Genomic DNA, 12,407 nt, shown 5'->3' with positions numbered 1-12,407 from the left:
AGCGATCGCGCTTTAGCCAGTCGTCGAGGGCATCAAACCACCCTCTGTCGCTGGGCGCGCGTCCGACTGCGATTGTCATAAAGTGATGTTCTCCAAAATTTTCATAATCATTGCGATCGCGTCCTAGCTGACGTTTGAGCAAACTGCTCTAAGCAGAAAATGACTCTTTTGGCCGGTCTAGTTTACGATTCTTTACCTAATTATAAGGGAAACGATTGATTTTTCAATCTTGACCTCAACATCACCAGCGGTAAAGATGGGAAAATCTGGAGAATCTGAGATACTTAGAGTTAGACTAAGTCAAATTCTTGCTTCACAAAACCGCCTTATGTATGTGATTGATGTTGTTTTAAGGAATAATCCCATTCCTCTGTCTGTCGAGCGCAAATCAGAAGAAGACGCTCAAGGACTCTATACCCAGATTCTAGAAGCCATGCGCTCTTCCGAATCTGAAGTGATTGAACTGAAGTGCGATCGCCAAACCGAAAAAATAGTCGCCCTTCTCAGCAGCGAAATCACCGCTGTCCAAAAAGCAGAGAAAACCGGAACCACAGCCGCTTCGGGTAGACCGCCTGGATTCTTCGCCGTCACTCAATAATGACTGGAGCTATCCCTAATCCTCCTGGAATTGACGTTCAGAATCTTTCCTTTGATTGGCCCTCCGGCCAATCCGTCCTCAAAGCCTGTTCCTTAGAAGTTCCTCAAGGAGAATTTTGGATGCTTCTGGGAACCAATGGGAGTGGTAAATCGACCCTTCTGCGAACTCTAGCGGGACTCCTTGATCCTCAGTCTGGTCAGATCAATCTCGAATCTCCAGTCGGATTTGTGTTTCAAAATCCAGATCATCAACTGGTGATGCCTACCGTAGGAGCCGACATTGCCTTTGGTTTAGTAGAAGAAAAATTACCGATCCAGGAAGTCCAAGAACGGGTTGACGAAGCCTTGGAAGCCGTCAACCTGGTTCATCTCAAACGACGGCCTATCTACGCTCTCAGTGGCGGCCAAAAACAAAGGATCGCCATTGCTGGAGCGATCGCCCGTCACTGTAAAGTTCTGCTCCTAGATGAACCCAGTGCCCTCCTAGACCGAGAAGCCCAACTCGAATTGGTGATTCAAGTCAAAAACCTGGTCATTCAACGGGGCTTAACTGCCCTGTGGGTTACCCATCGACTTGACGAACTCGACCATTGTCATGGCGCTTTTTTGCTCGACCAAGGCCAAGTGGTTGACCAAGGAAACCCTCAGCGACTCAGAAATCGCTTGATGGCCACCCATCTGAATTCTTAAACGAGGGTGAAATTTTCCGATCTACCCATTACAATTTTCGGTAACTGAACCCCGTAAAAATTCCCATCGATTAACCTTACAGCATTAAGTCAGGCAACACTTTATGAAAACCAGACTCTCAGCTATCCATCCGTTAACCCTAATTAGCTTAGGGCTTCTCTCTCCCTTACTCATGCAACCGACTCAGGCTCTAGAAGGAGAAGTTCCCCTAAGCTCTGAATCGATTCCCCTTCTGAGTGAACTGCCCTTAATTCAAGACCCACCCAAAGTACCGGCTCTGGGAGAAGCGGCAAAATATCTGCCTGGTCAAACTCCAGTGCATCTGGTTCTGAGACTCGGAGAACGGCGAGTTTATGTTTATAAAGGAGATGAAGAACTGGCTAGCTATCCCGTAGCTGTGGGTAAAGAGGGATGGGAAACCCCCACTGGTGACTTTGAAGTGTTTAACAAGGAAGTCGATCCGGTCTTTTTAAGCCTATGGACAGGAAACAAAATCGGCCCTGGTCCCGATAATCCCCTTGGCCCCCGATGGGTTGGCTTTTGGACAGATGGAAAAACTCAAGTTGGTTTTCATGGAACGAATAATCCCGATTCCATTGGTCACAATGTTTCCCATGGCTGTGTGCGTATGTTTAACAAGGATGTGATTGCCCTTTATGAAAAAGTGGAACTGGGAACCCGAGTCATTGTTGAACCGTAACTCTAAAATTAGAGTATCTTGTAGGGGCGAAAAATTTTTCGCCCCTAGATCATGTAATTTTGATTTGAAATGACTCTTGCGATTGACCTACCGATAAAACAGAGGCCACTCAACTTTGATGAGTTTCTAGCCTGCTATGGCAGTGATAAACGCTATGAACTGATTGATGGAGAGTATGATATTCAGCTTCTTAGAGGCGATCTCCCCATCACTTCTCTGACTTTTCCCGATCTGAACTTGACAGCAGCAGAAATTTTAAGCGCAGGACAATAACCCTCTTTCTACAAGGCATACAAAAAGCGAGGCAGAAAACACCTCGCTTTTGTTCTTTAGGTTGAAAAATCTTCCAATTAATCCATACCAGTAGCCGGTTACCAGGTTTGAGGTAATAACGGAGCGGGGGGAGGTGGTGGAGGCGGCGGGGGCTGGAGGGGAGGAAGACTCGGTGGGGGAGCCGGGGGCGGCAGGGCAGGAATAGTAAAGGCTCTAGCGGGCGGTGGGGCTTCCCGATAAAGAGAAACTCGGTTACAGAAAACGGGAGTAACCACCACATCAGCTCCTAAAATGTTACCGATGAATCCTCGTTCTCTGCGGTCAAGATATACGGTACGTACTTCACCGTCGGCTAATTCTAGGGTGACCATATCGCCAACGATACTCCGAACAATGCCGCGAATGGTTTGTTCTGCGCCTTCAGGACTTTGGGCAAGTTTTTGAGCGGCTTCACAAACCGGACGACCGTCTGCTTGGGCTTCTTCTGCCCAAGAGGCTTGTCCTGGCATTAGGAGAATGAATGACGCACCAATGAAGGCTGCTATTTTGTTCATCCGTTTCACTCCTTCACGGTTACTAATTGGAAAAACTCTCAGAAAAGATTCCTAAAGGAACTGACTGAGGGTTTCATCCGTCTGGATTGACAGTGATTCTGGCTTCAGTTCTTGCATTTAATATTAAATCTACCAAACCCTTACTCCATAAAGGATTGAGGGGTTATAGACCCTTATTTAAGCAGGACTATTCCAGCATCATGCCACTATACTATCTTAATATGCTCAAATCCGGAACTGAAAATTGACGATCCAGACCCATGTCTCGACCCAGAACTACCGCTATTTTATTTGTTGATGGTTATAACATTATTGGTGCTTGGAGCGATTTGCAAGCAACCCGCGATCGCCAAGGACTAGACGTTGCCCGCGAACAACTGATTGAAGTATTGACTAACTACGGTTCGTTCCGAGGCTATGATACCCGGATTGTGTTTGATGCTCATCTCAAACACACTCCCAGTCATCAGGAAAAGATTACCAATCAAGTTTGTGTCCATTACACCAATTTTGGCCAAACAGCGGATTCTTATATTGAGATCGCTTGTGCTAAGTTTAGTCGCTCGATTGAAAAATATCAAAAGCGCCTGATTGTGGCCACTTCCGATCGCGCTCAACAAATGACGGTGGTAGGATATGGAGCGGAATGGATGTCAGCGAGTCGGTTAGCCCATGATGTCAGTAACAGTCAAAAGGGTCTGCGCGACCAACGGAAAACAGAGAAAAAAGTCTCTCGTTCTTCTGTGTTCCGTGGGCTGGATGCCTCAGCACAAAAGCGTTTAGCGGCTTGGCGTATGGGCTTACCGTCTTAGACTGTAATCGTGCAACCTATCGTAATTGCGATCGCCTCCAAAAAAAGTTGGATTAACCCCTTGACAAACCCCTAGTCTTAGCGCTACATTAAGAAACTGTGATCCTCAGTAGCTCAGTGGTAGAGCGGTCGGCTGTTAACCGATTGGTCGCTGGTTCGAATCCGGCCTGGGGAGTTTAAGCAAATCAACCCTTTTTTAACCCATGAATGCAACGGGCACTCAGGAAGTCTCTCCTTGGAAGCAGTGGTGGACACTCGATCCCAACCGCACTTACCTGAACCATGGAGCATTTGGCGCTTGTCCGCGCCCTGTATTAGAGCGACAAACCCAGTTAAGGGAACACCTAGAACAAAATCCCACCGGGTTTATCATGCATGAGCTAGAAGCACTTCTAGACCAAGCGCGGAACCGATTAGCCCAATTTTTAGGAGCAAACCCTTCAAACTTAGCCTTAATTCCCAATGCGACGACTGGAGTAAACACCGTATTACGTTCACTTCCCTTTGCTGCTGGGGATGAACTGCTGACAACCAATCATGAATATAACGCCTGTCGGAATGCTCTAGAGTTTGTGGCTCATCGGACTGGGGCTAAAATCGTGGTGGTTTCCATTCCCTTTCCTCCAGAAAATGAGCAAGATATTGCCGATCGCATCTTAGCAGCCGTTACCCCTAAAACTCGGTTAGTCCTAATCGACCATATTGCCAGTATGACCGGCTTAATTTTCCCGATTCAAACCCTGGGCAAAACTCTGAAAACCCAGGGCATAGAATTGCTTGTGGATGGCGCTCATGCTCCCGGTCAAATTCCTCTTAACCTCGAAAAATTAGAGGCAACCTATTACAGTGGCAACTGTCATAAATGGCTCTTTACCCCCAAAGGTGCGGGATTTTTGTATGTTAAACCTGAGCAACAAGATGGGATTCGTCCCCTGAGTATTAGTCACGGAGCCAATTCGACCCGTAGCGATCGCTCTCGATTTCATTTAGAATTTGATTGGACAGGAACCCAAGACTTTACCCCCTATCTCTGCATCCCCACAGCGATCGATTTTATAGCAACCCAATTTCCAGGGGGATGGAGTGCGCTCATGCAACAGAATCATCAAAGGATTATGAGCGCTAAAAGTTTGCTGTGTGAAGCTCTCAACATTACTTGCAATCTCCCAGAATCTTGTCTCGGTTCGATGGTTTCGCTTCCCTTACCTGATGGTGCCGCTTTTCCCCTCTATAACCATCTCTCCCAAGAGAGCCATATCGAAGTCGCTATCATGGCCTTTCCGGAAATTCCCCATCGGTTGCTGAGAGTGTGCGCCCAAGTCTATAATACCGAGGCTGATTACCAGAACTTGGCGATCGCCCTCCTATCCACTCTCCATCATCCTCAATTCACCCAACTGGGTGATACTAATGGGTGATGCATTTCTTTTCCTCCCTCCAGTAACCTAGGCTCAAGCCTCTCACTGGAATTGATGAGTACCTCTGATGAAAAGAAAGAAACCCCAACTCATCTCCCTTCTGCCGACAGCCACCCTGAGCTTAATGGTCGTAGTGACTCTATCAACCGTGTTACGGATAGGGATCGCAACTTTGTCCTCCCAGAGTGCATTTCAACCCACCAGTGAGACCACTTATGAAAAAACCTCCTTATCAACCCATCAATCCCTTCGTTAAACCAACTTTAGGGTGAGATCGATCCCTGTACCCTACATTAACCTTGGAGGTCATGCTCATGGGGATTCCTCAAGTTTTACGCTGGACAATTATTTATTTACTACAAACTGCTGTTACTCTGACTATTGGAGCTTTATTTGTGCAATGGATCACTCGCCTTCCCTAGACGGTGGGGGCTTGGGAATGGGAAAATACTCCAGATGCGGGGACGTGGAGATAGCCCATTACCCATTACCTATTATCTATTAACGATTGCTCATGGTATCCCGAATTCTTGTTGCCCTCGATCGCAGCCCAACCAGTCATACCATTTTTGAACACACTTTAGTCTTGACTCAGGCCTATTCGGCTCGGTTAATGTTGCTACATGTATTATCCAGTCAATCCTCTGATAGTCCTTCCGATCCTCGGATCATGAGTTTAGGGATTGAAGGGCAGTTGAGTATGGATTGGGTGAAATCCTATCACGATCAATGGGCCAAATTTGAACAAGAGAGCTTAGAGTTACTCAAAACCTTTGAAGATCGAGCCATTCAAGCCGGCCTTGAAACGGAATTAACCCAAACTTATGGTAATCCAGGGCGCGTTATCTGCGATCTTGCTCAGTCTTGGAATGCAGATTTAGTGGTGATGGGACGGCGGGGACGCTCGAATCTAACGCAATGGTTTTTAGGTAGTGTGAGTAATTATGTGATTCATCATGTTCCCTGTTCGGTGTATTTAGTACATCCGTGAGTAGGAAATAGGAAAAACCGGGTTTTGCTCTTTCCTTGGATCAATTGTATGAAAATGATAGATAGGATTTTAATGAGGCAATATTTAATAATGAAAACAACAGTTCGGGGATTATTAATCAGTATTTTGACTCTGTTTCTGTGGTGGATGAATCCGCAACTGGCAGAAGCTACGGGGGTTTATCAAATGCCTGTGGTGGAGGCAGGAGAGGCGACTTGGATAGTCGATCAAGCGGATGTGATTAGTCGCTTAAATGAAGGAAAACTCAGTAAACAGTTCAGTGAACTATCTGAAGAAACAGGGAATGAGGTGCGCTTGGTAACGATTCGTCGTTTAGATTATGGGGAAACGATTGATAGCTTTACCCATGATTTGTTTGAACAGTGGTTTCCTACTGTAGAGGAACAACGTAATCAAGTGTTATTGGTGTTGGATGTAGTGACCAATAATTCGGCCATTCAGACAGGAGAGGGAACGCAGGATCTGTTGTCTGATGAGATGGCTGAGAGTGTGTCGAGCGAAACGGTGCAAGTGCCGTTGCGCAGTGGAGATCGCTACAATCGAGCCTTTTTAGGCGCAGGCGATCGCTTAACCGCTATTCTATCTGGTAATCCCGATCCCGGCCCTCCCGTAGTTGAAGACACGATTCAAGCAGAAAGTACGTTTGCTTCGGCAGAAGAAACCAAGAACTCTAACGCTATGGTTTGGGTGGTTGTGTTGCTGATTCTGGCAACTGTGATTCCCATGGTGACCTATTTCTGGTTGTATTCATAGGATGTATAGCAGAGAAGGAGTGAGTTAGGACAGTTAGAGGTTATTGTTTCAGGCAATAGGCAATAGACAATATCCTAACTCTCCTTTTCTATGCTGTAGCGGTAGGAGAGGAAAATTGTTCTCCCCCACATCCTGCCTCTATTTAGGCTTAATTTCACTACAGACTTCATAAAAGGTGGTTACCGGAGGTTGAACAAACAACGGTAGCATCTTGTGTAAAATCTTTTCGTTTGCCTCACTCTTATTGGCTTCCATATCCTCAATATGATCCCAGAAGATTACCGCAATTCCTCGGTCACTTCCCGGTTCTTGTAGCAAGTAGGCTCCCTCAAATCCCTCGCTATAGGTAGCGATCGCCTCTTCATACAATTCTCGTGCCTCAGCAAACTTACCTGGCTTAAATTCCCCCGTTGCCACATAAGCATATTTATAGTTGGGTTTGAGATAATCTAAAAATTCACTCATGGTTGCTCTCACATCCTCACGCGATCGCTTAGTTGCCGTTATATAGTTTGCCATAGCTTGGGGAGGATGGGGGAATGGGAGACGCTCCAGACACCGAGACGCTGAGAGTTCCGATTCCCTATTCCCTATCGGCTGGGTATACCCAATTGATCTAAATTAGGTTCAATTCCAGGAATCGGTTGTAGGGGGGGAGGCGCTCCGGGAGTGGGAGCTAAAGGTTGCCCAACATTGGATAAATCCGGATAAAATCCTCTCGGTTGATCTCTCGCTTCAATACAATGAGTCATTACCTCTTGGGTGCTTAAGTCCATCTCCCGATCCATTCCGACTACACATTGGGCAAACCGTCGGGGTAAAAGGGCACGCCGACAAGTCTCTAGTACCGTACTAGCGATCAGATCGGATTCGTCGATGTGATTAATATCAGTGACACAACTGGCCAAATCTAAGGGGCGGCGCACTTGGCGACAGGTAGACAAGGCTTCTAAGGGATTGATGTCCTCATTTCGATTGACAATTCCCACGACACATCCAGAAATATCTTTTGGATATAAGGCAGTGCCACAAGCTCTAGAACGATCTTCAGGAGAAATCCCCATCTGGGCTAACTCATAATCACAAGTGCGAAAGGCATTACGGGCGATCGCCGCTTGGGGTGGCACCAATACAGCACTGAACGCAGCAAGCAAAACCCCACCCATCAAAGGATTTAAGGCAGAAGTTAGACGAAATTTAGGATTAGACATCCTTACAACTCCTCACAAAAAACAATAGGGCGAGCAGTGGTTCCTAATTATTACTGTAAGTTATTAGAGGCTACAACTGCACTCTAATAACTTACAGTGGATAAGGTATGGAAAACTAAGTTTATGAAAAAATGAGGACACCTTACCTATGCATTTAAGTGAACTCACTCATCCCAACCAATTGCATGGCCTGTCGATCGCCCAATTGGAACAAGTTGCACGTCAAATCCGAGAAAAGCATCTGCAAACGATCGCAGCGACAGGAGGTCATTTAGGCCCGGGTTTAGGGGTGGTTGAACTGACCTTAGCACTTTATCAAACCCTGGATCTTGACCATGATAAAGTGGTTTGGGATGTGGGTCACCAAGCCTATCCCCATAAAATGATTACGGGACGCTACAATGATTTTCATACCCTACGGCAAAAAGATGGCATTGCAGGCTATTTGAAGCGCTGCGAGAGCAAATTTGACCATTTTGGTGCTGGACACGCTTCTACGAGCATTTCTGCGGCTTTAGGAATGGCTTTGGCACGGGATAGGAAAGGCGAAAATTATAAGGTGGCTGCCATTATTGGGGATGGCTCGCTCACTGGAGGCATGGCTCTAGAAGCGATTAACCATGCGGGACATTTGCCCCATACTCGTCTGTTGGTGATCTTAAATGATAATGAAATGTCCATTTCTCCAAATGTGGGGGCAATTTCCCGGTATCTGAATAAAATGCGCCTCAGTCCGCCGATGCAGTTTTTTGCAGATAACTTAGAAGAGCAGTTTAAGCATATTCCCTTCTTTGGTGAGACCTTTACACCAGAGATGGAACGGGTGAAGGAAGGGATGAAGCGCTTGGCTGTCTCTAAAGTCGGTGCAGTCATTGAGGAATTGGGCTTTACTTATATGGGGCCGGTAGATGGCCACGATTTACAGGACTTGATTACTACGTTTGAGCAAGCGCACCAAATTGAGGGACCGGTGTTAGTGCATGTGGCGACCACTAAAGGAAAAGGATATGCGATCGCCGAAAACGATCAAGTCGGCTATCATGCCCAAAGTCCCTTTAACTTAACCACCGGTAAGGCTATTCCTTCCAGTAAGCCCAAACCCCCCTCTTATTCCAAAGTCTTTGCCCATACCCTCACTCAACTGGCGGAAAATAACCCCAAGATTATCGGTATTACCGCAGCCATGGCGACGGGAACCGGTTTGGATAAACTCCATGCCAAATTACCCGATCAATATATTGATGTCGGCATTGCCGAACAACATGCTGTTACCCTGGCTGCGGGTTTAGCTTGCGAAGGAATGCGGCCAGTTGCTGCCATTTATTCGACCTTCCTGCAACGGGGCTATGACCAAGTCATTCATGATGTCTGTATCCAGAAACTCCCCGTCTTCTTCTGTTTAGACCGGGCGGGAATTGTTGGTGCAGATGGGCCCACTCACCAAGGAATGTATGATATCTCCTATTTGCGCTGTTTACCCAATTTGGTGCTGATGGCTCCCAAAGATGAGGGCGAACTGCAACGGATGATCGTTACCGGTATTGATTATACCGATGGCCCGATCGCTATGCGCTATCCTCGCGGTAATGGTTATGGTGTCCCCTTAATGGAAGAAGGGTGGGAACCTTTGGACATTGGTAAAGGGGAAATCTTGCGCAATGGTGACGATTTACTCCTGGTTGCCTATGGTTCTATGGTGCATCCTGCCCTCCAGGTGGCTGAACTGTTGAGCGAACATGGTGTAGAAACGACGGTGGTCAATGCTCGCTTTGCTAAACCCTTAGATACGGAGTTGATTCTACCGTTAGCCGAGAAAATTGGTCGCGTCGCCACTCTAGAAGAAGGCAGCTTAATCGGCGGTTTTGGTTCTGGTATTGTAGAAGCGCTGATGGATGCCAATATCGTCGTTCCTGTTCAGCGTTTGGGTGTCCCCGATATCCTCGTGGATCATGCCAAACCGGATGAGTCGAAAACTGCTTTAGGATTAATGCCAGCACAAATGGCAGACTCGATCCGCGATCGCTTTTTCCAAAAGCAACCCACCCCCGTAAACGCTTAATCTTAGGGAACAAGGAACAGGGAGAACAGAACAGGTCTTAACTCTCACTTTCACTGCTATATTATGTCTGTGGCGATCGCGAGACTACAAAGAAACCGGGTTTCTAGCTCTTCTCCATCGCAGGTGCCATCTGTGGGGAGAAATCCGGTTTCTAACCGCCGTTTCTAACCACTCCCTATTCCTTATTCCCTGCGACCAACTCATGATAAATTGTTACAAATTTATCTGGTTTTTCCAAGGAAAATAATAAAATGCTGTCGATTTCTGGATTGTTAAGCAATTGGGGTAAACGGTGTCGTTGCGTAAATAACCCATAGCCTAGTCCTAAACAGAGGATAATTACAGAAATGGGAATACTGAAGCATCCGCATCCCTTGCGCTTTTCTTGGGATTTTGACATGGGATTAAGGCGAGAGACCTGATTCTTTAATTATAGGTAATCAACACCCTAGTTCTCTGAAGATGGGGTAAACAAATAGGGCAATAAAAACCCAATCACTGCGGCACAAAATGACAAGGCGGCCGTAATTTCATCGGGGGTAAGATAACGACTGAGCCAACTAGGGATTAGGGTTTGTACAGGGTAGTCTGGATCGAGTCCTACGCCTAACTCCTGACTTTCTCCGGCTAACCTGACTTGTACTCCTACGGAAGGATAGGAACTGAGGGCAAAATAGCGCAATTTCTGGATATCCTGGTCATTGGCTGTGATTAAAAATTGATGTTCTTGTAGGGTTAAGGTGTTCTCCCTCATGCGGACTTCCCCCTTGAGGATAGCAGAGCGGGGGAAATCATTTCGGAGATCTCCTGACCAATGGCTGTTTTTGAGAAAGCTATTAGGGATTTGGCAAATGTTAAGTTTTTTCCCATATTTGCGCCGACACTTGCGTTCAGGTGTCGGATTTTTGTAAGGTAGATACAGGGCCGAATCATAGCGTAATTTAGAAATCAAATGTAAGTTAACTTGTCGAGTCATTGGTAAAGCATTATTATTGCCAAAGTGACCATCCAAAAGTAAATAAGTCACTGGCACTATAGCGCTTCGCGCTAGGGAATAGGCAATAGGCAATAGCTTGTATGGCTTAGGTTCTAAGGCTTCAAGCTGTACCTCATAGAAGAGAGAAACGCTATATCCCTCTTCTGTCACTCTCCGAGAATTAAGATAGAATAATGTAGAAGCTCAATAGCTGAAAGGAAGACACAGCAATGGATGTAGAATTACAGATCTTAAAACATTTGCCGAGAACGCCGGAAACCACGGTTTCGGTGGTCGATCAATATGGTGACTTTTATCAAGAGATGTTTAGTGACGTGAGAAGTTATGAATATTTTAAATACTTACATTTAGGAATTATTTCTCCAATCAAAAGAAAGTCCTTTCCAGAAATTGCTAAAGTAGTTGGCATAAACTCTTCTCAATCACTACACCATTTTATAGCCAATTCCCCAGGGTGTGTCAAGGAATTAAGATCTCGGAGATTAAGAAAAACCCGAGAAGCCTTAAAGGAGGAAGAAATCACCGTGATAATTGATGAAACCGGAGACAGAAAAAAAGGAAAAAAGACTGACTATGTGGCTCGGCAATACTTAGGAAGTGTGGGAAAAATAGATCGAGGTATGGTATCTGTCAATGCCTATAGACTCTATAAAAATATCACCTTTCCTCTCCTGTGTAAAGTGTTTAAGCCTGAAGGGACATTAAAGAAAGGAGAGATTTACAAAAGTAAGATTGAAATCGCATCGGAGATGATCGATGAACTCAGGAATTATGGCTTTAAGATGAAACGAGTATTGGCAGATAGTCTCTATGGCGAAGGAAGCCAATTTGTGAGGAAATTAGAGGAGCATAACTTAGAGTATATTGTATCAATTAGGAGTAATCATGCAGTCCTAATGCCAAGTAAGGAAAGGGTTAGGGAGAATAGGTAGTACAAATTCAAGAGAATATTTAGCGATGAAAGATCAGAAGAGAGTTACATTAGAGAGATTATATTTGGTCAGCGAAGAAAGAGAACATATTGGCAAATAACTACGGACACTTCTACCCTGCCCGAAAACTCAACTTCTTGGGTAATGACCAATATTCAAGAGACAAGAAATCAAATGAAAAAGACAATTGGTAATCTTTATGGTATGAGAATCTGGGTAGAATATGGATTTAGACAATGTAAACAAGAATTAGGCTGGACAGATTATAGATTAACCCAATATACCCAGATTGAAAAATGGTGGGAGATGATCCTGAGCGCATATCTAATGATTAGCTTGAATAGTCAACCGTTTTTGTTGTTAAATAGTTCAGAATCCCAGAATTCAAAAAGTCCTAAAT

Annotated in this window: 14 protein-coding genes, 1 tRNA gene and 2 pseudogenes; 12 read left to right on the top strand and 5 right to left on the bottom strand. The window is 45.6% G+C overall.

The window, feature by feature from the left end; all coding sequences use genetic code 11:
• Nucleotides 1-328 precede the first annotated feature (328 nt).
• The 4 genes from J7529_RS23220 (at nt 329) to J7529_RS23205 (ending at nt 2,260) form a co-directional block, all read left to right on the top strand.
• Nucleotides 329-598, top strand: coding sequence for a hypothetical protein (locus tag J7529_RS23220; protein ID WP_271937847.1), 270 nt, complete (start codon nt 329-331; stop codon nt 596-598).
• Nucleotides 598-1,287, top strand: a complete 690-nt coding sequence (locus J7529_RS23215) for an energy-coupling factor ABC transporter ATP-binding protein (RefSeq protein WP_271937846.1) — start codon at nt 598-600, stop codon at nt 1,285-1,287. The genes J7529_RS23220 and J7529_RS23215 overlap by 1 nt, the downstream gene beginning before the upstream one ends.
• Nucleotides 1,288-1,390: 103 nt before the next feature.
• On the top strand, nt 1,391-1,987 hold the full coding sequence (locus J7529_RS23210; protein WP_318730949.1) for a L,D-transpeptidase: 597 nt from the start codon (nt 1,391-1,393) through the stop codon (nt 1,985-1,987).
• Between the two features lie 69 nt (nt 1,988-2,056).
• Nucleotides 2,057-2,260: a hypothetical protein gene (locus J7529_RS23205; protein WP_271937842.1), complete on the top strand. Its 204-nt coding sequence runs from the start codon at nt 2,057-2,059 to the stop codon at nt 2,258-2,260.
• A 98-nt stretch (nt 2,261-2,358) separates the two neighbouring features.
• Here the strand turns inward: J7529_RS23205 and J7529_RS23200 are convergent, their stop codons facing one another.
• Complete coding sequence (locus J7529_RS23200) at nt 2,359-2,814, bottom strand: hypothetical protein (RefSeq protein ID WP_271937841.1); 456 nt, start codon at nt 2,812-2,814, stop codon at nt 2,359-2,361.
• A 260-nt stretch (nt 2,815-3,074) separates the two neighbouring features.
• Between J7529_RS23200 and J7529_RS23195 the strand changes: the two genes are divergently transcribed.
• The 6 genes from J7529_RS23195 to psb32 all read left to right on the top strand — a co-directional run bounded on the left by J7529_RS23195 (nt 3,075) and on the right by psb32 (nt 6,808).
• Nucleotides 3,075-3,626 carry an NYN domain-containing protein gene (locus tag J7529_RS23195; RefSeq protein WP_271937839.1) on the top strand — a complete coding sequence of 184 codons (552 nt, stop codon included), beginning with the start codon at nt 3,075-3,077 and terminating at the stop codon, nt 3,624-3,626.
• Nucleotides 3,627-3,728: 102 nt separating this feature from the next.
• Nucleotides 3,729-3,800 (top strand) — tRNA-Asn (locus J7529_RS23190).
• Between the two features lie 28 nt (nt 3,801-3,828).
• Nucleotides 3,829-5,043: an aminotransferase class V-fold PLP-dependent enzyme gene (locus J7529_RS23185; RefSeq protein WP_318730948.1), complete on the top strand. Its 1,215-nt coding sequence runs from the start codon at nt 3,829-3,831 to the stop codon at nt 5,041-5,043.
• 67 nt (nt 5,044-5,110) lie between these two features.
• Complete coding sequence (locus J7529_RS23180) at nt 5,111-5,299, top strand: hypothetical protein (protein WP_271937836.1); 189 nt, start codon at nt 5,111-5,113, stop codon at nt 5,297-5,299.
• A gap of 258 nt (nt 5,300-5,557) precedes the next feature.
• Nucleotides 5,558-6,034 (top strand): universal stress protein, encoded by a 477-nt coding sequence (locus J7529_RS23175; protein ID WP_318730947.1) that lies wholly within the window; start codon nt 5,558-5,560, stop codon nt 6,032-6,034.
• Between the two features lie 90 nt (nt 6,035-6,124).
• Nucleotides 6,125-6,808 carry a photosystem II repair protein Psb32 gene (gene psb32, locus J7529_RS23170; protein WP_318730946.1) on the top strand — a complete coding sequence of 228 codons (684 nt, stop codon included), beginning with the start codon at nt 6,125-6,127 and terminating at the stop codon, nt 6,806-6,808.
• Nucleotides 6,809-6,946: 138 nt separating this feature from the next.
• Here the strand turns inward: psb32 and J7529_RS23165 are convergent, their stop codons facing one another.
• Nucleotides 6,947-7,273 (bottom strand): antibiotic biosynthesis monooxygenase, encoded by a 327-nt coding sequence (locus J7529_RS23165; RefSeq protein WP_271937849.1) that lies wholly within the window; start codon nt 7,271-7,273, stop codon nt 6,947-6,949.
• 125 nt (nt 7,274-7,398) lie between these two features.
• Nucleotides 7,399-8,019, bottom strand: a complete 621-nt coding sequence (locus J7529_RS23160; RefSeq protein WP_318730944.1) for a hypothetical protein — start codon at nt 8,017-8,019, stop codon at nt 7,399-7,401.
• Nucleotides 8,020-8,167: 148 nt separating this feature from the next.
• Here J7529_RS23160 and dxs point away from each other — a divergent pair, with 148 nt between their 5' ends.
• Entirely contained in the window at nt 8,168-10,078 is a 1,911-nt protein-coding gene (gene dxs / locus J7529_RS23155) for a 1-deoxy-D-xylulose-5-phosphate synthase (protein WP_318730943.1), read from the top strand.
• Between the two features lie 175 nt (nt 10,079-10,253).
• Here dxs and J7529_RS23150 read toward each other — a convergent pair whose 3' ends face one another.
• Together J7529_RS23150 and J7529_RS23145 are read right to left on the bottom strand one after the other, a co-directional pair.
• Nucleotides 10,254-10,478, bottom strand: a complete 225-nt coding sequence (locus J7529_RS23150; RefSeq protein WP_318730942.1) for a hypothetical protein — start codon at nt 10,476-10,478, stop codon at nt 10,254-10,256.
• A 455-nt stretch (nt 10,479-10,933) separates the two neighbouring features.
• Nucleotides 10,934-11,111 (bottom strand): annotated as a pseudogene (locus J7529_RS23145) (transposase); the annotation flags it as partial.
• A gap of 173 nt (nt 11,112-11,284) precedes the next feature.
• Here J7529_RS23145 and J7529_RS23140 point away from each other — a divergent pair.
• Nucleotides 11,285-12,407: pseudogene (locus J7529_RS23140) on the top strand (IS701 family transposase); the annotation flags it as partial.

It is taken from the genome of Roseofilum sp. Guam, assembly GCF_017746735.1.
Taxonomy (GTDB): domain Bacteria; phylum Cyanobacteriota; class Cyanobacteriia; order Cyanobacteriales; family Desertifilaceae; genus Roseofilum; species Roseofilum reptotaenium.
The sequence above is the reverse complement of the archived record's forward strand: the minus strand, read 5'-3'. Positions and strand labels throughout refer to the sequence as shown.